We start from the raw sequence: 19778 nt of genomic DNA, 5'->3' as shown, positions 1-19778 counted from the left end.
GCGGTGCCGCGGCCGGGCGCCCGCGGTACTACAGCGTCGCGGCGAGCCGAGTGCCCTGGTCGATGGCCCGCTTGGCGTCGAGTTCGGCCGCGACGTCGGCGCCACCGATGACGTGCACGGGCATCCCGGCGGCGATCAGCGCGGACTCGAGCTCGCGGACCGGTTCCTGCCCGGCGCAGACGACGACGGTGTCGACGGCGATCGTCTGCGGTCGTTCCCGCTTCTCCCCGAAGCTGATGTGCAGGCCCTCGTCGTCGATCCGTTCGTAGTTGACGCCCGAGAGCTGGTGCACGCCCTTCTTTTTCAGTGCCGCCCGGTGCACCCACCCCGACGTCTTGCCGAGGCCGGCGCCGATCGGGGTGCTCTTGCGCTGCAGCAGGTAGACGCGGCGCGGGGACGGTGTGACGATCGGCTCGGTGAGCGCGCCTGCGGCCGCCTCGTCGTGGGTGACGCCCCACTCGCGGTTCCACTCGGCCAGGTCGAGCGTCGGGGACTGCGCGTGGGTGAGGTACTCGGAGATGTCGACGCCGATCCCGCCCGCGCCGATCACCGCGACCCGCTCGCCGGCCGGCTTCCCCTCACGTACCAGCTCGGCATAGGACAGCACGCTCGGGTGGTCGATGCCGTCGATCGCAGGGATGCGCGGGGTGACACCGGTGGCGAGCACCACCTCGTCGTGACCGCCGTCGATCAGGGTCGCGGCGTCAACCCGGGTGTGCAGATGCACCTTGACGCCCGCGACCTCGAGGCTGCGGGTGTAGTAGCGGATGGTTTCGGCGAACTCCTCCTTGCCGGGGATGCGACGGGCAATCGCGAACTGGCCGCCAATCTCGCCCCCCGCCTCGAACAGGTTCACCTCGTGGCCGCGTTGCGCGAGCCCGAGCGCCGCCGACAGTCCGGCCGGGCCCGCGCCGACAACCGCGATCGACTTGCGGCGTCGGGTGGGGCCGAGCACCAGCTCGGTCTCGCGCCCGGCGCGCGGGTTGAGCAGGCAGGAGACGGGCTTGTTCGCGAACGCGTGGTCCAGACAGGCCTGGTTGCATGCGATGCACGTGTTGATCTCGTCGCCGCGGTCGGCGGCGGCCTTGTTCACCCAGTCGGGGTCGGCGAGCAGGGGGCGCGCCGCGGAGATCAGTTGCACGGGACCGCGGGCCAGGATGTCCTCGGCGGTCTCGGGCATGTTGATCCGGTTCGACGCGCACACCGGGATGCGCACCTCGCTGGCGAGTCGTTCGCTGAACTCCGCGAACGCCGCGCGGGGGACCGACGTGACAATGGTGGGCACGCGCGACTCGTGCCAGCCGATGTCGGTGTTCAGGATTGTGGTGCCAGCGTTCTCGAGTTCCCTTGCGAGGTCGACGATCTCACTCCAGGTCTGCCCCTTCTCGACGAGGTCGGCCATCGACAGCCGGAACAAGATGATGAAGTGCTCGCCGACGGCGGCACGGGTGCGGCGGACGATCTCCACCGCGATGCGCCGCCGATTCTCGGGCGAGCCGCCCCACTCGTCGGTGCGCCGGTTGGTGCGTGGCGCGAGGAACTGGTTGAGGAAGTAGCCCTCGCCGCCCATGATCTCGACGCCGTCGTAGCCGGCCTCCTTGGCCAGCCGCGCACAGCGGACGTAGTCGTCGATCGTCGTCTCGATGCCGCGGCGGGTCAGCGCTCGCGGGCGAAACGGGTTGATGGGGGCCTTGATCGACGACGCGGACACGCTCAACGGCTGGTAGGAGTAGCGGCCGGCATGCAGGATCTGCAGCGCGATCTTGCCGCCCTCGGCGTGCACGGCATCGGTGATCTCCCGGTGTCGGGCGGCCTGCCTGCGGGTGATCAGGTCGGCCCCGAGCGGCAGCAGCCAGCCGGTCCGGTTCGGGGCGTAACCGCCGGTGACGATCAGCCCGACCCCGCCGCGGGCCCGTTCGGCGAAGTAGGCGGCCAGTTTCGGCACGTCGCGGGTGCGGTCCTCGAGGCCGGTGTGCATCGACCCCATCACCACCCGGTTGCGCAGGGTGGTGAAGCCGAGATCGAGCGGCGACAGCAGGTGCGGGTAGGGCGCGGTCACGGAGGGCCTTCCGGTCGGGGTGGCTGGCACGGGGTCAGAGGGCATCGAGGATCTCCTCGCACCACTGGGTGAATCCCTCCTCGACACGAATGCCGCCGCGCAGCACCAGGTATTGGTGCAGTGCTGTGCCGGACAGTCGGTCGGGGGCGGGGAAGTCGCGCTTCTCGATCATGCGGTAGACCTCGAGGCGGCGGGCGTGGCCGTCCCGATGCCGGAGGACCTCGGCGCGCACGTCGTCGAGGTCGCCGAGGGAGGCGGCCCGGATCTTCACGGCGAGTTCGTTGCGCAGATCCCCGACCTCGGTCGGTTCGGCGATCCAGCGCGCCAGTTCGGCGCGACCGGCCGCGGACACCCGGTAGACCCGCTTGTTCGGTCGACGCTCCTGCCCGACCGTCTCGCCGGTCACCCACCCGGACTCGTCCATGCGTTTGAGGACGCGGTAGATCTGCTGGTGGGTGGCGCTCCAGAAGAAGCCGATCGACCTGTCGAATCGGCGGGCCAGTTCGTATCCGGAGCCCGACTGTTCCGACAGCGAGACCAGGAGCGCGTGTTCGAGTGCCACCCGCCGAGTATGTATGCAACCACGCTACTATGCAACAAGGTGCATAACCGTGGTCGGGTGTTTCCCTCGGCGACGGCACCAGATTCCTGGCCTAGGCTCGCGCCATGAGCATGGCGGTGGACGACGGCACGGTGGCCACGCGCGGGCAGGTCGTTGCGTGGGGGCTATGGGACTGGGGATCCGCCGCCTTCAACGCGGTGATCGTGACCTTCGTCTTCTCGGTGTACCTCACCGACGCGGTCGGTGACGACCTCCCCGGCTCGGTGTCGGCGAGCAGCTGGCTCGGCTGGTCCCTCGGCGCGGCGGGGCTGCTGATCGCCGTCCTCGCCCCGGTCACCGGTCAGCGTGCCGACGCCACCGGCCGCCGCAAACGCTCGCTCGCGCTGCTCACCACCGCCGTGGTCGGCTGCATGCTGGCGATGTTCTTCGTCAGGGACGACCATCGGTACCTGTGGTTGGGTCTGGTGCTGCTCGGTGTCGGGTCGGTCCTCTTCGAGCTCGCGCAGGTGCCGTACTTCGCGATGCTGCGGCAGGTCTCGTCGCCGGACAGCATCGGACGGGTATCCGGGTTCGGTTGGGCGATGGGCTATTTCGGTGGGATTGTGCTGCTGCTGGTGTGCTACGTCGGCTTCATTGCCGGGGACGGGCCCGCGCGGGGACTGTTCGGACTGAGCACCGACGGCGGGTTAAACATCCGGACCGTCGTGGTCCTCGCTGCGGTGTGGTTCGCGGTATTCGCCGTGCCGGTGCTGTTCGCGGTGCCGGAGGTGCCGCGGCGCGAGGCGGCGGCCGCAGGGCCGGGTTTCGTCGGCTCCTACCGGGTGCTCTGGCGCGACCTGACCGCCCTGTGGGCGCACGACCGCCGCACGGTCGGATACCTGGTGGCCAGCGCCCTGTTCCGGGACGGGCTCGCCGGCGTGTTCACCTTCGGCGCGGTGCTGGCCGTCAACGTGTACGGCATCGCGTCCGGTGACGTGCTGCTGTTCGGTGTCGCCGCCAACGTTGTTGCGGCGGTCGGCGCGTTGGTGGCCGGACGCCTCGACGACCGATTCGGCCCCAAGTCGGTGATCGTGACCTCGCTCGCGTCCATGCTCGCGGTGGGTGCCGCGTTGCTGGCGGTGTCCGGGCCGGTCGCGTTTTGGATCCTCGGCCTGCTGCTGTGCCTGTTCGTCGGGCCGGCGCAGTCCGCGGCCCGCACGTTCATGGCCCGGCTGAGCCCGGCCGGGCGGGAGGGCCAGATGTTCGGCCTCTACGCCACGACCGGCCGGGCGGTGTCGTTCCTGTCGCCGACCCTGTTCGGGCTGTTCGCGTGGATGTTCGGCAGCGACCGGGCAGGCATCCTGGGGCTGCTCGTGGTCCTCGCCGTCGGGTTGGCTGCGCTGCTGGCCGTCCGCGCGCCCTACCGCCGCGAGTCGGTGGGCTGAAGCCCCAGCTTCTCCGGGAAGAGTCGGCGCTGGACGATCCAGCCCGCGACGGCCAACGCGATCCACACCAGGGTCGAGGTGACCTGCTGGACACCGGAGTCGGGGTGGGCGAGGAACTCAAGCGCGCCGGTCATGGTGCCGAGGCCGCTGAGGATCATGCTTGCGCCACCGATGGAGGTCAGCCACAGCAGCGCCCGCGCCCGGTACTTGTCCGCGACGAAGGCGGCGGCGACCGCCAGCGCGAGAATCACGATCCAGCTCAGCGCCCAGTTGTTCTCGCCTGGCTGCAGCGCGTCCGCCAGCTTCGCGCCTGCCATGGCGCCCGAGATGCCGCCGATGAAGTACGCCGAGAACTTGAAGACGAGGGTGGTCAGCACCCACGCCGCGGCCGCCCCGATCAGGCCGAAGAGTACGAGCGTCCAGAACGCGGCGGTGAATAGGTCGGTGACCAGCCAGCCCAACCCGAATCCGGAGGCGAGGACGGCCAGGTGCAGTGAGCGAATGCCGTAGAAGCACAGCAGTGCGCCCAGCAGGACGATGACGATTCCGTTCATGCCGACACTCCTTCCACGCGGGCGATGATCGCGGCCGCAAGACTCTCGGGTGCCTGTTCGGGCACCCAGTGGTTGACGCTGTCGAGTTCGACGAATCGGTAGGGCTCGGTGACGAACTCGGCGCACTTCTCGGCGCCCGCCCGGCCCAGCGCGTCGTCCCCGTCGCTCCACACATAGGTGGTCGGTACCCGGACGGCGGGGGTCTCCGCGAAGTCGCGCCCCATCGCCCGATACCAGGACAGGGCAGCGGTGAGGGCGCCCGGCTCGGTGAGGACGCGGACGTGTTCGTCGACGAGGGCCGGGTCGACGCCCGCGTAGATCTCGCGCAGGCGCCCCGCGCCGTCGGCCAGCAGGACCTGCTCGGCGGAGTTTCCATTCCGGAACACGCCGATGTAGCGGGACCGGGCCTTCTGGTCGTCGTCCGTGCGCAGTGCCCACCCGAACGCCGCCGGGTGCGGCACCGAGACCGCCGTCAGGGAACGGACCCGGTCCGGGTGGTTGGCCGCGGTCCACCAGGCGACCGCGGCGCCCCAGTCGTGACCGACGAGGTGCGCGGACCGTAGATCCAGGTGATCGAGCAGGGCAAGGACGTCGCCGCCGAGTGCGTCGATCGCGTAGTGCTCCACACCCGCCGGGCGCGCGCCAGGGGAGTACCCGCGCTGGTTCGGTGCGATCAGCCGAAATCCCGCGCGGGCGAGGGCAGGCAGGATCGGGTTCCAGCAGGCGGCCGTCTCGGGGAAACCGTGCAACAACACGACCGGCGCTCCGCCCGCCGGTCCGGCGAGGGTGACGTCGTATGTGTAGTCTCCGACGGTCATCGCTGACTTCTCGACCGCATCCATACGTTCCGCCGTCCGTCGTTGTCACCGCCGGATCGGCGACGACCTGGTGTTTTTCGAACCCTACGTCAGGACCCTCGCGGTTCGGGCGAGCGCGGCGACGCCACGCCGGGAGCGGGTCCCGCGGTGACATCCGGGTCGCTGCGTGGTAGCCAGACAGGAGCGACGCAGTAGATTTTCCGTAATGTCCGGTATTGGGAGGAATCCGTGACCGTAGACAACCGGGTGGTACCGCCGCTGCGCATCGCGGGAAGGCCGGCGGCGCAGTGGCTGTCCAACGCCGCCCCCGACCTGACCGCCCGCGTGATCGGCCGACTGATGGACGAGCTGCCCATCTACCGGGCGCTGCCGCGGGAAGCGGTGCACGGGGAGATCTCCGACATCGTGCTCCGCAACATGGAACTCTTCGCCACCCTGGTCCGCGAGCGTCGCGGGGCCCGCGACTCCGAACTCGTCGAGCAGCGCAGTTCCGCGGCCCGCCGCGCCGAGGAGGGGGTGCCGCTCGATGCCGTGCTGCACGCCTACCACGCCGGGATCGGTCTCGCGGCGGGCGAACTGCTCGACGGTGCGGGCCCGGACGACATCGATGACGTCCAGACGCTGATGACAATGATCCTGGACTTCCTGCGCCGGTTGACGATCGCAGTGAGCGCCGCCTACTTCGAGGAACGTCAGAGCATGGAGAGCCAGGCGAACTCGGGCCGGCGGTCGTTCATGTCGGCGTTGGTCGCGGGGGAGGACCTCGACTCCGTCGTGCACCGCACCGGGCTGCGGCTGGCCCCGCACTACCTCGCCTTGACCCTGACGATCGGCGAGAACGACGACGAGCGCGGTTCCGGGGTCAGTGGAACCGTCGCCGGACGCCGGAAGCTGCGCCGGGTGCAGACCGAACTGGACCGGATCACCGGGGAGCCTGCCTTGACGGTGATCGACAGCGGCGGGGGGCTGGCGCTGGTGCCGTGCCCGGCCAGCGCCCCGGACTGGGAGCAGTTGCGGGCCGTCGTCGACCGGCTCGGGCGGGTGCTCGGCGCCGACTTCCACGTCGCCGGGGCGGTCGCGACGCCGGCGGGGGTGCCGTCGGCGGTCGAGCAGACCGCGGAAATCGTTGCGCTGGTGGCGAGGTCGGGTCGTCCGTCCGGCTTGTACCGGCTGTCGGACGTGCTGCTCGAGTACCAACTGAGCAGGCCGAGCGCCGCCCAACGCGAACTGGCTGCGCTGCTGGCACCGCTGGTGGGGAAGCCGGAACTGATGCAGACCCTCGAGACCTATGTCGATAGTGGGCTCAACCGGAGGGCGACCGCGGCCACCCTCGCGGTGCACGCGAACACGGTCGACTACCGGATGCGCCGGGTGTTCGAACTGACCGGGCTCAACCCCTCCGACCCCGCCGACCTGCCGCACATCGGGGCGGCGTTGGTGGCGCGACGGGTCCCCGAGTGACCCTCATCCCCGGGCGTGATACCGGGCGGACGAGGTCGTCGACCCGGGTGATTCGTTGGGGCGCACTCGTCGTCGGATGGGCGGCGGTCGCGGCGGCGGCCGCGGGTGTCCTTGCGCACCTGGTGCCGGTGACCTCGGCGCCGGTCGTCGTCGCGGCCGCGGCCGCGCCCTACCTGGTATCGGGGATCGTGGTGGCGGTGCTGGTGTTTCTCGCCGTCCGGGATCGACTCGGCCTCGCGGTCGCGACCGCGGTCGCCGCCGGGGCGGCCTGGACCCAGGCGCCGCTGTACGTGCACGACGCCGGGTCGGGCGCGAACCCGGAGCGCGGGCTGACGGTCCTCCAGGCGAACATCGAGTTCGGGAAGGCGGATCCGGAGTCGGTTGTCGCGCAGGTGCGTTCGCGTGACGTCGACCTGATGGCCGTGAATGAACTGACCGTAGCGGCGATGGACGGGCTGACCGCGTCGGGTCTCGACGAGCTGCTGCCCTATCGCTACGTGCGACCCGCCGCGTCCGGTGCGGACGGCACCGGCATCTGGAGCCGATACCCGCTGTCGGAGCAGGTGCAGCACCCCGGATTTGCGATGGCCGCGCTCTCCGCGCGGGCGACGCTGCCCGGCGGCGACTCGCTGACGGTGCTTGCGGCACATCCGGTGCCGCCGTGGCCGCGGCACCAGACGCCGACCTGGGCCGACGAACTGGACCGGCTGCACGGCATCCTGGACGGGTTGCGCACCGACGCCGACACCGTCGTCATGGCAGCGGATTTCAATGCGACCTGGGATCACGCCCAGTTCCGTGCCCTGCTCGGCGACGGTGTTCGCGACGCCGCCGAGCAGGCGGGCGCCGGGGTGCTGCGCAGCTATCCGGCGGACCGCTGGTTGCCGCCGCTGCTGTCGATCGACCGGATCCTGGTCGCGGGCGCGACCGCGACCGACGTCGACGTCGTCGACCTGCCCGGCTCCGACCACCGCGGGGTGTTGGCCCGGATCATGGTGCCCGGCCACCCGTGACGAGGGACGTCGCCGGGTGGGTAATCTGCATCACAGTCGGGGGCGGGATCCGCGCGCCGTCACCAGATTCGGATCGCCTCGGGCGATACTCTGCCGTCCCGTCAGAGCGTCCAGGAGATATCCGTGCGTCCGTCCCTCAACGCGCGGTTGTCGCGCACCGTGCGCCCGATGCTGCGCGCGGCCCTGTCCTTCCTGGTCGTGGTGCTCGTCGCCGTCGGCTACGTGCTGCTCGACGAGTGGGAGCGCAACGACTCCGGGTCGACGCCGGAGGTGGTTGCGGGCGATCTCGCCGACCAGCTCGCTCGGCTGCGGGTCGCGGCCGAGGCGTCGATGGACGGCTACAGCCGGGACCGGTTCCCGCACTGGGACACCAACCGTCCGGAGCACGGATTCGGCCCCGAGTTCGCGGCGTACACCCGCTGCACCACCCGCGACGTGATGATGCTCCGGGACGCGTCCGGATCGGTGCGCCTCGACCCGAAGACCTGCCGGTTGACGGTCGGCAGGGACGGCGGCTGGCTCGACCGGTACGGCGTCCTCGACCGTGACACCGGTGCGCTCAGGGAGTACCGGTGGACGACCGACCCCTCCGCGGTCGACGCGGAACACATCGTGCCGTTGGCCGAGGCGTGGCGCTCGGGCGCGCGCGCACTCGACCAGGTTGCCCGCCGGGCGATCGCGAACGACGCGCAGAACCTGATGGCCTCCGATCCGTCGGCCAACAGGTCGAAGGGTGACCAGGACGCCGCCGACTACCTGCCCCCCGGCGGGTTTCGGTGCGGGTACGTCGACTCGTACATCCGGATCAAGGTGAAGTACGGGCTCACCGTCGACACCGCCGAGCGGGCGGCGTTGCGGACCGCGGTCGGGGAGTGCGGGCAGCGCGGTGAGATCGCATGATCCCGGTGGTCGGGCTCCCGGCGCGGCGACGTCATCTCGGTGGTCGGGCCACGGATTGAACGGGGGTTCATGTGCCAGTTCCCGGACGGCGATGGCACATGAACCCCCGTTCATCGCGTCAGGGAGCGGCGAAGTTCCCCGCGACCCGGCGCAGCAGGCCCGCGAGGGTGGCCTGTTCGTCGGCGTCGAGGCCCTCGAGCAGCCGCCGGTCCCGCTCCACCCGGGCGGGGAATTCGCGGTCCACCAGTGCGCGCCCGGCGTCGGTCGGCTGCAGGAGCACCACCCGGCCGTCGCGTTCGAAGCGGAGTCGCTCGACCAGGCCGATGCGGGTCAGGCGGTCGGTGTGCTTGGTCGTCGACGCGCCGCTCGTCATGGTCGCGGTGGTGACCTCGCTGGCCCGGAGGGGTCGATCGCTGCGGGCGAGGGCGCAGAGGATCTCGAATTCGACCCGGGAGACGCCGCTGCCGGCAAGGGCGCGGTCCAGCTCGTGCAGCGCGAGTGACCCGATCCGGGTAATGCGGCCGATGACCTCGATCGGGGCGGCGTCCACCTCCGGGTGGGTTCGGGACCACTGTCGTCGAACGTGGTCGATGAAGTCCTCGCCGGGCGCGCTGGGTGGCATGAGGTCATCGTAGGCGACCGAGGTCATACTATTTCATATGTAGTTTACTAGTGAACTATTGCTATCGTTGGGCGATGCCGACCCGAACCCCGATCGTCCGCCCCCGTCGGACGCGTGACGCCCTCGCCCACACGGTGTCCGCCGAGACCTGGCGGCGGGCCTTCGTCGTCCGACCCGCGGACGCGACCCTCGCCGTCTCGGTGCGGGTCGGGTTGGCCGCGACGCTGGTCCTCGTGGTCTTCGGGCTTACCGGGCACGGCGACGTCGCCGGACTCGCGGTCCTGAGCGCCCTCACCTCGGCGTTCGCACGCCATGACCCGCTGCGCCGCACGGCGGAGAAGGTCGGATCCGTCGGGATCCTTGTCGTCTCGTCGGTACTGGTCGGCGGCCTGATCGCGTTGGCGGGGCTGCCGGTGTGGGCGCAGATCGCGTCGATCGCGGTGCTGTCCGGCGCCGCCGCAGCGGTGCTCGCCGCGTTCCGCATCGCCGGACCGGGCCCGGTGATCCTCGTCTTCGCCGCGACCGCGGCCGTCGGCTCTACCGCGTCCGCGGCGGATCTCGCTGTTGCGCTGGTGAGTTCGACGGTCGGCGCGACCGTCGGCCTCGGCGTTGCGCTGGTTCCGTTGCTGTTCCTGCCCTGGGGACCCGCCCGGCTCGCGGTGGCACGGGCGCTCGCCGCCGCTGCCGCGGTGCCCGCAGGCGCGGATCCCGCGGCCGCCCGCGACGCGATCACCTCGGCAAGGGAGAAGCTGGTACTGACGGCCACGTCGACCGGGCACACCAACGCCAGCGACCTCGCGGCCATCCTCGGTGAGGCCGACGCCGCACTCGACGAATGGGAACTCGGCGACCCGAGACGACTCGACGAGGTGGTGCGGCACGAGGCCGAACTGCGGAAGGCGAAGCGGCACCGCACCATCCTCGGAGCCGGGACCGGCGCCCCGCCGCTGCCCCGCCCGCCATCGTTCGTTGCGGTCGGCGTCGCGGGCCTGCGCACCCGCGCCGTGACCGAGTACGCAGCCCGGATCGTCGTCGCCTCCGCCGTCGCCGGCTGGCTGGCTGCGGAACTGGGATTCGACCATCCGCTGTGGGCGTCGATGGGTGCGATGGCCGCGATGCAGGGGGTGACCTACGGGCAGACGGTGCAGCGCGCAATCCAGCGACTGCTCGGAAACGTGGGCGGCGCGGTGATCGCGGCGGCCCTGATCGCGCTGTCCCTCGGCTACTGGCAGTGCGTCGTCGTCATCGCGGTGCTGCAGGTCGCGGCGGAGGTGACCGCCACCCGGAACTACGCCCTGTGCTCACTGTTCGTCACGCCGATGGCCCTGCTCGTGATCGGTCTCGGTGCCACCGTCGACACCGGGACGGCGGTCAGTCGGGTGGTCGACACCCTGGTCGGTGTGGTGGTCGGGGTGATCGTCGCTGCCGTCACGATCAGCCGGGCGGACCGCGCGCACCTGGCCGGTCGGTGACGGCGAATCCGCCCCAGTCCGCCGCGGCGGGGCAGCGCCACGTGATAATTGTCGGCAACGACAACACACGACGCGTCCGCGCTGCGGCGCGAGAAGGCGGAGGATGCGATGGGTGACACGGTGCAGACGGGCGACCTCGTCCACATCTCGGACACGGCGGGCACCTGGGTGGTCGAGGAGATCCGGTCCGGCATCGCGCTGCTCCGCGACGGCGAGGACCGACGCATCTCCTCCCGGGTGTCGAAGCTGACGGTGGTCCGCCGCGCCTGACGCGCGGGTCACGGTGTCGCGAAGAACTTCTCCACCGACGGGCGTGCCTTCGGGTTCCCCTCGTCGATGCCCACCACCGCGCCGACGCCTGCCCCGATGAGGTTGCCGAGCATGCAGCCCGCCATGAAGTTCGGGAAGATCGACACGCAGCCGATCGCCAGGCCGACGAACGAGCCGAGCATCATGCGTTGCTGACCGCCGTTGTTCCAGCCGATGGTGATCTCGTTCGTCATCTCGTTGAACGCCTCCCGCTTCGGCTCGTTGTCCGGCCACGTCTGCTCCGCGAACTGTGCGGTGACCATCGCGGGGGTCGGCGGCGGTTGCAGTCCGAGCATCGTCGCGACCTCGTCGAGCGTGGGTACCCGCGGCGGCGGGGGAGGTGCGGGCAGGTCCACCCGGATCGGGTCGGGGAGCGTCACCGGCGGAAGGGCGACCGGCATCGGATCGGGGAGGGGCACCGCGGGGAGCTCCACGGCGGGCACCGGCACGGCGGGCAGGTCCACCGGCACCGGGTCGGGGGCGGGCAGCGCGGGCAGTTCCGGCAGCGACACCGTCGGCAACGGCGGCAGCGCGGGTAGGTCGGGTAGGTCGGGTAGCGCGGGCAGTGGTGGCGGCGCGGGCAATTGCGCGGACGCGGTGCCCGCGCCGGAGACGATGGTTGCTGCGACGAGCACGGGCATGACCAGAGTGGTGGCCATCTTCATGGCGATCCCCATTTGATCGGAACTGATCTGGCGGTTCTCACGGACGCGACAGCGATCTGCGATTCGCGGGGCCTATCGACGCGAAATCACCGGGGGTTGCTTCGGGAACGAGGCTGTCCGAAGTGCCCTGACACTCCGCCGACGCCTGTGCGGGGGCGGCAAATTCAGGAGTCGACTTTACCGCGCACGAATCGTGCGCGCAGGCGAATCGCGGCCGGGTCGAGACGACCCGAAACACGGCGAGGGCCCCGGCCGGTGGGCCGGGGCCGTCGCCGCGTGATCAGCCGCTGAGCCCGCCGAGGCTGCCGAGGCTGCCCATTCCGGCGCCGCCGCCACCTCCGCCTGGGCCCTGCATCTTGCCCATCACGTCCAGCAGCTTGTCGAGCACGCCGATGAGTTGTGTCATGAATTCCATGGTTCTCTGCACCTTCACCTAGAGGGGTTGCGAGCATCGGTGCGACGGATCGGACGCATCGGTCGGAGCGCGCGATGCGTCCGGTCCTCGCCACCGGGTCGGGGACGATCGTCAGCGCGGTGGCGACCGGCACGGAGCGGTCGGACGGTTCTCGAGGATGTGCGGGCCGGGGCGGCCGGTGTGATGTTCGGGCATGGGACTCACCTCAACCCGGTCTATCGGAGTCGTACCGCATAGTGTTTCACGTCACACGGGTCGGGCTTTGGTGAACGGCACGACGCCCCGGAGGTCGGGAGTGACACAGTGCGCCTGCGTGAAATGCCTTCGAACCCTCACGCTGGCGCGCACCCGGCCGGAGGCCGGCAGTGTCACTGTGTGCCCCCGGCAGGAATCGAACCTGCGACCTAGAGATTAGAAGGCTCTTGCTCTATCCAACTGAGCTACGGAGGCATGACCCCGGCGTGGGATCGGGTCAGGAGTCTACCGGCTGCGGGCGGGCGGGTCGGACCGGCACACGGCGGCGCGGTGGAACCTGGGCGTGGTTCACACTCCGCCGCCTCCTACCCTGGTGGTCATGGCATCACCCGAGCTCGCCCACTCCGAAGCACCACCGTCCCGTCGGGCGGGGGAGAGCGCGGTCCCCATCTTCGTCACCCTCGGCCTGATCGCCGGGTTGGTCGCGGCGATCATCGTTGGGCTGTCGGCGTCGGAGGCGTTGGTCCGGCTCGGTATCCCCGACCCCGGACCGTTGACGACGTACGGGCTGCCGGCGGTGAAGGCGATCGGCGAGGTCGCGGCGGTGATCGCGATCGGGTCGTTGCTGCTGGCGTCGTTCCTGGTGCCGCCGCAGAAGTCGGGTGTCCTCGATGTCGGCGGCTACCGGGCGGTGCGGACCGCGTCGAATGCGGCGATCGTGTGGGCGGCGTGTGCGCTGGTCCTGGTCCCGCTGACGGTGTCGGACACCGCGGGGCAGCCGTTCGCGGAGGCGTTGAAGCCGGAGAACCTGTGGAAGGCGATCCCGCAGATCGAGCTGGCCGGGGCGTGGCGGAACACGGCGATCCTGGCGATCCTGCTCGCGGTTTGTTCGCGGATGCTGCTGCGGTGGAACTGGACGCCGGTGGTGCTCGGGCTCGGCATCGTGACCCTGATCCCGCTCGCGCTGACGGGGCATTCGTCGGCAGGCGGCTCCCACGACATGGCGACGAACAGCCTGCTGTGGCACCTGGTCGCGGCATCGTTGTGGGCGGGTGGACTGTTCGCGCTGCTGGTGCATGCCCGCCGCGGCGGTGAGCACACCGATCTCGCGGCCCGCCGGTTCTCGGTGATCGCGACGGCGGCGTTCGTGATCATGGCGTTCTCCGGGGTGATCAACGGCCTGGTCCGGCTGCCCCTCGACGAGCTGTTCACCAGCACCTACGGGTGGCTGCTCGTCGCGAAGACGGTTGCACTGGTGATTCTCGGCGTGTTCGGGTTTCTGCAGCGGCGACGGGCGCTGCCCGCGTTGGCCGCCGACCCGACCTCGCGCGGTGCGCTGGTCCGGTTCGCGGGCGGCGAGGCGATCGTGTTCGCCGCGACGATCGGTCTCGCGGTGGGGCTCGGCAGGACCCCGCCCCCGCCGGAGGACATCCGCCCGACTCCCGCGGAGGTGCAGCTCGGCTACAACCTGGACGGTCCGCCGACCGTCGCCCGGCTGATGTTCGACTGGCGATTCGACCTGATCTTCGGGACCGCCGCGATCATCGCCGCGGTCTGGTACGTGATCGGTGTCCGCAGGCTGAAGGCGCGCGGGGACGCGTGGCCGATCGGCCGGACCGTCGCGTGGCTGCTCGGCTGCGCGACCCTGCTGATCGGCACCTCGTCCGGGCTCGGCCGGTACGCGCCCGCCGTGTTCAGCGTCCACATGGGCGCCCACATGGCGCTGTCGATGCTCGCGCCGGTGCTGCTGGTGCTCGGTGGCCCGATGACCCTGGCGTTGCGTGCCCTCAAGCCGGCGGGCCCCGACGGTGCGCCGGGCCCGCGCGAATGGCTGCTCGCGGCGTTGCACAGCAGGTTTTCCCGCTTCGTCACGCACCCGCTGGTCGCGTCGGTGCTGTTCGTCGGCGGCTTCTACGCCCTCTACCTCGGCGGGATCTTCGGCTCGACGCTGGACTCGCACGGTGCGCATCTGCTGATGAACCTGCACTTCATCCTCAGCGGCTACCTGTTCTACTGGGTGGTGATCGGGATCGACCCGGCGCCGCGCCAGATCGAGCCGGTGACGAAGCTGGCGATGGTGTTCGGGTCGCTGCCGTTCCACGCGTTCTTCGGGATCGCGCTGATGAGCACGATGGAGGTCATCGGTGGCTGGTACTACCGGTCGCTGGCGTTGGGCTGGAACGACGACCTCTTCGGTGACCAGAAGGTCGGCGGCGGCATCGCCTGGGCGACCGGGGAGATTCCGCTGGTGCTGGTGATGCTCGCCCTGCTGGTGCAGTGGTCGCGGTCCGACCGGAAGGTTGCCAAGCGCATCGACCGGGCCGCGGACCGCGACGACGACGCCGACCTCGCCGCCCATAACGCGATGTTCGCGGAACTGGCGCGCCGCGATCGGGAGGGCTGGAAGTAGCCGCGTCGCCGGTCGGTCAGGCCGGGGTCGCGTGCAGCCGCTCCCTGGCCTCGGCCGGGCTGACGACCTCGGCACGTCGGCCGGCCTGCAGGTCTGCAGCTCCGCCGCCGTCACGCAGTCGGCCCAGTATCGCGACTCCTCCGCGGGTGAGAGCGCAGCCGGGCCGAACATCTCGTAGCACTTGAGGACCGAGTGCCATCCGGTGATGTGGATCCACAGCTGGCTGGCCGGGTTCCCGCGCAGCGCCGCGAGCAACTTCTCGACGCCGCGTTCGAGGTCACCCGACGGTCGGGTCTGCATGACCTGAGCATGGAGGCGGTCGCCGCGGAAGTGGGCGTCGGAAAACCGGTGCTGTACACGGTGTTCCGCACCCGCGGTGATCTCGTGGCCGCGCTGCTCGACCGTGAGTACCAGCGTGCGGTTGCTCAGGTGCTGGACACGTTGCCCACCGATCTGACCCGCACCGGACCGGCCGCCGCGTACGGCGGCACCGTGACCGCGTTCGTTCGGGTGGTGCTCGACAACCCGACCCGGTGGCGCCTGATCCTCACCGGACCCGACGACGCACCGAGCGAATACCGCGACCATCTGCGGACCGCGCGGGCGGCGATCCTCGACCGCGCGGTCGACTTGGCGCGCATCGGCATTGGGTTGGAACCGGCGCTCGCCGGGTTCGACGCGGAGCTGCTTGGGCACACGATGATGTCGTTCGCGGAGATGCTCGGCAGGCTCGCGGTCAGTGATCCCGAGACGTACACCCGTGACCGGTTGGCCGCCTATGCGCAGGCCCTCGCGGGTCTCGTCCCCGCCGCCGCTGCCCCCTGACCCGGCGGTGGTCGCGCTACCACAGTCCACCGACGACGGTCGCGCCGCGAACCGGTGATCCGTCCCCGCTGTGGAGCGATTCGCGGGTTGTCCACAACGCGCCGTTGGCCCCTCCCGCATCGGCCCGCTCCCGGGCACGGTGGTCGGTGGGGGCGACCAGCCCCGGAACAGGAGGACGGACATGTACGAGACGCACACGGCGGTGGTCGGCACCGTCATCACCCATCCGGTGAAACGATCCACCAATGCGGGCGAGGAGGTGCTGAGCTTCCGGATGGCCAGCAATGCCCGGCGGTTCGACCAGGCGTCGGGGGAGTGGACCGACGGCGGCACGCTCTACCTGACCGTCAGTTGCTGGCGCAGACTGGTCGGGGGCGTCGGCGCATCGCTGATGAAGGGGGATCCGATCATCGCGTACGGCCAGCTGCGCACCAACGAGTACACGAACCGGGATGGTGTCGAACGATCCGACCTCGAGATGCGGGCAACCGCCGTCGGCCCCGACCTCGCCCGCTGCACCGCGAAACTCGACCGGACATCGAAGGTCCCGCCGTCCGAGGCGGACGGGCTCGACGATCCCGACGAGGGCGCGGAGGCGGTGAACGCGGAGGTCGCCGTCGTCGGGTGAGCGCGGACGCGATGTCCCGAAACCCGGACCCGGGCCCGGTGTGCGCCTACCGTGATCAGATCGGCACGGATCGGTCACCGACAGGAGGCACGGATGCCTGGGATGCGATGGAGGACGGCACTGCTGGCGGCGGTGACGGCGGCGCTCGTTGGGATGGCCCCGATCGCGACGTCACCGGCCGCGGCGGCCCCGCCCGCCGACGGACCCGGCAGCGTCGTCGACACGCGGCCGCTGCCCCCGCAGGCCGCGCTCCCCGGAGCGGCGGACGGGTACCGGGTCACCTATCGCACCGCCGATCACCGCGGTGCACCCCGGCTGAGCTCCGGGGCGGTGTATGTGCCGCAGGGGCAGGCCCCGCCGGGTGGCTGGCCGGTGGTGTCGTATGCGCACGGCACCATCGGCCTCGCCGACCAGTGCGCGCCGTCCGCGGTCGGTGGCACCGCGGTGGAGGCGGAGTTCATGGACCGGTGGCTGCGGCGCGGGTACGCGGTCGTCGCCACCGACTACGCGGGCCTCGGCACCCCGGGCGAGCTCGCGTACCTCGACGGTGTCGCGGCCGCGCACGACGTGATCGACATGGTGCGCGCCGGGCGGCAGCTGGTCCCCGCGCTCTCCCCGCGCTGGGTGGTCGCCGGCCTCTCGCAGGGCGGGCACGCGGCCCTCAGCACCGCCCACCTGGCCACCGCGTACGCGCCGGAGCTCGACTACCGCGGCGCGGTCGCCCTCGGTGCACCGATCAACCTCGACCAGGTGTTCGCGCTGGGTAGGCCCGGCATCCCGAACATCGGTGTCGCCGGGCTGACCAAGTTCACGCTGTTCACAATGGCGGGGCTGCGGTCCGCGCGCCCCGACCTGAACATCGACTCCTACCTCTCGCCCCGGGGCCGCGAACTCGCGACCATCGCGCAGCGGGTATGCACCCTCGAGTTCAACGAGTACCTCGGTGGCGCGTCGGTCGGTGACCTGTTCTCCCGGCCGCTGCACGACCTGCGGCCGGCCCTGACCGAGTATCTCGGCGTGCCGACCGGCGGCTACGACCGCCGACTGTTCCTCGGGCAGGGCGCCGTCGACCTGGTGGTGCCGATCCCGCTCACCCTGGTGTTCACCGGGCAGCTCGCGGCGTCCCGGACCGACGTCGATTTCCGGGTGTACCCGTCCGCGGATCACCTGGGCACCCCGGCGGCGGCGTTCGACGACGCCGCGGTGTTCGTCGACGGGGTGATGCGGTGAGGCCGCGCACCGTGGTGTGACCGCCGGGCCGTGGATTGGGGCGGCACCTGTCCTCCCGATACGCTGGTGCGCATGGCGGAGTTCATTTACACGATGAAGAAGGTGCGCAAGGCGCACGGCGACAAGGTCATCCTCGATGACGTCACGATGAGCTTCTACCCGGGAGCCAAGATCGGTGTCGTCGGCCCGAACGGCGCCGGCAAGTCCTCCATCCTCAAGATCATGGCCGGCCTCGACCAGCCGTCCAACGGTGAGGCGTTTCTCGACCCGGAGGCCACCGTCGGCATCCTCATGCAGGAGCCCCCGCTCAACGAGGAGAAGACCGTCCGCGGCAACGTCGAGGAGGGCCTCGGCGAGATCAAGGTCAAGCTCGACCGGTTCAACGAGATCGCCGAGCTGATGGCGACCGACTACTCCGACGAGCTGATGGAGGAGATGGGCAAGCTCCAGGAGGAGCTCGACCACGCCGACGCGTGGGACGTCGACTCCCAGCTCGAGCAGGCGATGGACGCGCTGCGCTGCCCGCCCGCCGACGAGCCCGTCACGCACCTGTCCGGTGGTGAGCGCCGCCGCGTCGCGCTGTGCAAGCTGCTGCTGAGCAAGCCGGACCTGCTGCTCCTCGACGAGCCGACCAACCACCTGGACGCCGAGTCGGTGCTCTGGCTTGAGCAGTTCCTCGCCTCGTACCCGGGCGCCGTGCTCGCCGTCACCCACGACCGCTACTTCCTCGACCACGTCGCGCAGTGGATCTGCGAGGTCGACCGCGGCAAGCTGCACCCGTACGAGGGCAACTACTCCACCTACCTGGAGAAGAAGGCGGAGCGCCTCGAGGTTCAGGGCAAGAAGGACCAGAAGCTGCAGAAGCGGCTCAAGGAGGAGCTCGCCTGGGTCCGCTCGGGTGCGAAGGCCCGGCAGACGAAGAACAAGGCCCGCCTCGACCGGTACGAGGAGATGGCCGCCGAGGCCGAGAAGCACCGCAAGCTCGACTTCGAGGAGATCCAGATCCCGACGCCGCCGCGCCTCGGCAACGTCGTGGTCGAGGTCGACCACCTCGACAAGGGCTTCGAGAACCGGGTCCTGATCAAGGATCTGTCGTTCACGTTGCCGCGCAACGGCATCGTCGGTGTCATCGGCCCCAACGGTGTCGGCAAGACCACGCTGTTCAAGACGATCGTCGGTCTGGAGCAGCCGGACTCCGGCAGCGTGAAGGTTGGCGACACGGTCAAGCTGAGCTACGTCGACCAGTCCCGCGCGAACATCGACCCGAAGAAGACGGTGTGGGAGGTCGTCTCCGACGGCCTCGACTTCATCGAGGTCGGGCAGAACGAGATGCCCTCGCGCGCCTACGTCAGCGCGTTCGGCTTCAAGGGTCCGGACCAGCAGAAGCGGTCGGAGGTGCTGTCCGGTGGTGAGCGCAACCGCCTGAACCTGGCGCTGACCCTCAAGGAGGGCGGCAACCTGATCCTCCTCGACGAGCCGACCAACGACCTCGACGTCGAGACGTTGAGCTCGCTGGAGAACGCGCTACAGCAGTTCCCCGGCTGCGCCGTCGTGATCTCCCACGACCGCTGGTTCCTGGACCGGACCTGCACCCACATCCTCGCGTGGGAGGGCAACGTCGAGGAGGGCAAGTGGTTCTGGTTCGAGGGTAACTTCGAGGCGTACGAGGCCAACAAGGTCGAGCGGCTCGGTGCCGAAGCCGCCCGCCCGCACCGCGTCACTCACCGCAAGCTGACGAGGGACTGATCCGCGATGGCACACACCTGTCAGATCGAGGTGCGCTGGGGCGACTCCGATCGTCTCGGCCACGTGAACAACGTGCTGTACGCGGAGTACGCGCAGGAGTCCCGGGTGCGGTTTTTCCGGGAGTCCGTGACGATCGGTGGCCCGCTCCACCCGCTGGTGGTGCGCAAGCTCTCGTTCGACTACCTGCGTCCGGTGACGGACGAGACGGCGCCGCTGACCGTCGAGCTCACCATCCCGAAGGTGGGCACCTCCTCGTTCGCAGTGCATCAGGTGATGCGGGACCGCACCGGCGCGGTGTGCGCGGAGGTCGACAGCGTGATGGTCGCGTTCGATCCGGTGACCGAGCAGGCCGTTCCGTTGCCCGACCGGATCCGTGAGCAACTGCGCACGCACGCCCCGGTCGACGTGACCTCGTAGCATCCGCCGATCGGGGACCCGGCCCGGCTAGGCTCGTCGGTACACACCTGCTC

At 70.3% G+C, this 19778-nt stretch carries 19 protein-coding genes, 1 tRNA gene and 1 pseudogene; 12 read left to right on the top strand and 9 right to left on the bottom strand.

Annotated features, from left to right (window positions below):
• Positions 1–28: 28 nt before the first annotated feature.
• Positions 29–2104: an oxidoreductase gene (locus tag ACWF62_RS11890; RefSeq protein ID WP_452630154.1), complete on the bottom strand. Its 2076-nt coding sequence runs from the start codon at positions 2102–2104 to the stop codon at positions 29–31.
• Positions 2094–2621, bottom strand: coding sequence for a PadR family transcriptional regulator (locus ACWF62_RS11885; protein WP_378506448.1), 528 nt, complete (start codon positions 2619–2621; stop codon positions 2094–2096). Before ACWF62_RS11885 ends, ACWF62_RS11890 begins: the two co-directional genes overlap by 11 nt.
• 104 nt (positions 2622–2725) lie before the next feature.
• Here ACWF62_RS11885 and ACWF62_RS11880 point away from each other — a divergent pair, with 104 nt between their 5' ends.
• On the top strand, positions 2726–4045 hold the full coding sequence (locus ACWF62_RS11880) for an MFS transporter (RefSeq protein WP_452630153.1): 1320 nt from the start codon (positions 2726–2728) through the stop codon (positions 4043–4045).
• Here the strand turns inward: ACWF62_RS11880 and ACWF62_RS11875 are convergent.
• Both ACWF62_RS11875 and ACWF62_RS11870 read right to left on the bottom strand, forming a co-directional pair.
• Complete coding sequence (locus tag ACWF62_RS11875) at positions 4021–4599, bottom strand: DUF4203 domain-containing protein (RefSeq protein ID WP_452630152.1); 579 nt, start codon at positions 4597–4599, stop codon at positions 4021–4023. The two genes, ACWF62_RS11880 and ACWF62_RS11875, sit on opposite strands and share 25 nt — an antisense overlap.
• The gene (locus tag ACWF62_RS11870; RefSeq protein ID WP_452630151.1) at positions 4596–5417 is read right to left on the bottom strand and encodes an alpha/beta fold hydrolase; all 822 of its coding nucleotides are present in this window, start codon (positions 5415–5417) and stop codon (positions 4596–4598) included. The genes ACWF62_RS11875 and ACWF62_RS11870 overlap by 4 nt, the downstream gene beginning before the upstream one ends.
• Before the next feature lie 228 nt (positions 5418–5645).
• Here ACWF62_RS11870 and ACWF62_RS11865 point away from each other — a divergent pair, with 228 nt between their 5' ends.
• From ACWF62_RS11865 to ACWF62_RS11855, 3 genes are all read left to right on the top strand, one after another.
• Positions 5646–6878: a PucR family transcriptional regulator gene (locus tag ACWF62_RS11865; protein WP_452630150.1), complete on the top strand. Its 1233-nt coding sequence runs from the start codon at positions 5646–5648 to the stop codon at positions 6876–6878.
• Positions 6879–6925: 47 nt separating this feature from the next.
• Positions 6926–7891 carry an endonuclease/exonuclease/phosphatase family protein gene (locus ACWF62_RS11860; RefSeq protein WP_452630148.1) on the top strand — a complete coding sequence of 322 codons (966 nt, stop codon included), beginning with the start codon at positions 6926–6928 and terminating at the stop codon, positions 7889–7891.
• 123 nt (positions 7892–8014) lie between these two features.
• The gene (locus ACWF62_RS11855) at positions 8015–8791 is read left to right on the top strand and encodes an HNH endonuclease family protein (protein WP_452630147.1); all 777 of its coding nucleotides are present in this window, start codon (positions 8015–8017) and stop codon (positions 8789–8791) included.
• Positions 8792–8909: 118 nt separating this feature from the next.
• On the opposite strand, the gene ACWF62_RS11850 is transcribed toward ACWF62_RS11855, so the two are convergent.
• Positions 8910–9413, bottom strand: coding sequence for a MarR family winged helix-turn-helix transcriptional regulator (locus ACWF62_RS11850; RefSeq protein ID WP_452630145.1), 504 nt, complete (start codon positions 9411–9413; stop codon positions 8910–8912).
• Between the two features lie 74 nt (positions 9414–9487).
• On the opposite strand from ACWF62_RS11850, the gene ACWF62_RS11845 reads away from it, so the two are divergent.
• A complete protein-coding gene (locus ACWF62_RS11845; RefSeq protein WP_452630144.1) occupies positions 9488–10885 on the top strand; it encodes an FUSC family protein in 1398 nt (465 codons plus the stop codon).
• Positions 10886–10993: 108 nt separating this feature from the next.
• Complete coding sequence (locus tag ACWF62_RS11840) at positions 10994–11155, top strand: hypothetical protein (protein WP_378506457.1); 162 nt, start codon at positions 10994–10996, stop codon at positions 11153–11155.
• 8 nt (positions 11156–11163) lie between these two features.
• On the opposite strand, the gene ACWF62_RS11835 is transcribed toward ACWF62_RS11840, so the two are convergent.
• The 3 genes from ACWF62_RS11835 to ACWF62_RS11825 all read right to left on the bottom strand — a co-directional run bounded on the left by ACWF62_RS11835 (position 11164) and on the right by ACWF62_RS11825 (position 12724).
• A complete protein-coding gene (locus ACWF62_RS11835; protein WP_378506458.1) occupies positions 11164–11853 on the bottom strand; it encodes a hypothetical protein in 690 nt (229 codons plus the stop codon).
• Positions 11854–12139: 286 nt separating this feature from the next.
• Entirely contained in the window at positions 12140–12265 is a 126-nt protein-coding gene (locus tag ACWF62_RS11830) for a hypothetical protein (protein ID WP_378506459.1), read from the bottom strand.
• Positions 12266–12650: 385 nt separating this feature from the next.
• A tRNA-Arg gene (locus ACWF62_RS11825) sits at positions 12651–12724 on the bottom strand.
• Positions 12725–12848: 124 nt separating this feature from the next.
• Here ACWF62_RS11825 and ACWF62_RS11820 point away from each other — a divergent pair.
• The gene (locus ACWF62_RS11820; protein ID WP_452630143.1) at positions 12849–14879 is read left to right on the top strand and encodes a cytochrome c oxidase assembly protein; all 2031 of its coding nucleotides are present in this window, start codon (positions 12849–12851) and stop codon (positions 14877–14879) included.
• 21 nt (positions 14880–14900) lie between these two features.
• Here ACWF62_RS11820 and ACWF62_RS11815 read toward each other — a convergent pair.
• Positions 14901–15113 (bottom strand): annotated as a pseudogene (locus ACWF62_RS11815) (oxygenase MpaB family protein); the annotation flags it as partial.
• Between ACWF62_RS11815 and ACWF62_RS11810 the strand changes: the two are divergent.
• The 5 genes from ACWF62_RS11810 to ACWF62_RS11790 all read left to right on the top strand — a co-directional run bounded on the left by ACWF62_RS11810 (position 15087) and on the right by ACWF62_RS11790 (position 19725).
• Positions 15087–15704, top strand: coding sequence for a TetR/AcrR family transcriptional regulator (locus ACWF62_RS11810; protein ID WP_452630142.1), 618 nt, complete (start codon positions 15087–15089; stop codon positions 15702–15704). The pseudogene ACWF62_RS11815 and the gene ACWF62_RS11810 overlap by 27 nt on opposite strands.
• A gap of 181 nt (positions 15705–15885) precedes the next feature.
• Complete coding sequence (locus ACWF62_RS11805) at positions 15886–16332, top strand: single-stranded DNA-binding protein (RefSeq protein ID WP_452630141.1); 447 nt, start codon at positions 15886–15888, stop codon at positions 16330–16332.
• Between the two features lie 93 nt (positions 16333–16425).
• Positions 16426–17562 (top strand): lipase family protein, encoded by a 1137-nt coding sequence (locus ACWF62_RS11800; RefSeq protein ID WP_452630140.1) that lies wholly within the window; start codon positions 16426–16428, stop codon positions 17560–17562.
• Between the two features lie 72 nt (positions 17563–17634).
• Positions 17635–19308 (top strand): energy-dependent translational throttle protein EttA, encoded by a 1674-nt coding sequence (gene ettA / locus ACWF62_RS11795; RefSeq protein ID WP_378506465.1) that lies wholly within the window; start codon positions 17635–17637, stop codon positions 19306–19308.
• Between the two features lie 6 nt (positions 19309–19314).
• The gene (locus ACWF62_RS11790; protein ID WP_378570644.1) at positions 19315–19725 is read left to right on the top strand and encodes an acyl-CoA thioesterase; all 411 of its coding nucleotides are present in this window, start codon (positions 19315–19317) and stop codon (positions 19723–19725) included.
• Positions 19726–19778: the final 53 nt, after the last annotated feature.

The sequence above is a fragment of the Rhodococcus sp. NPDC054953 genome (assembly GCF_053609225.1).
This window is presented reverse-complemented; position numbering and strand designations above follow the sequence as displayed.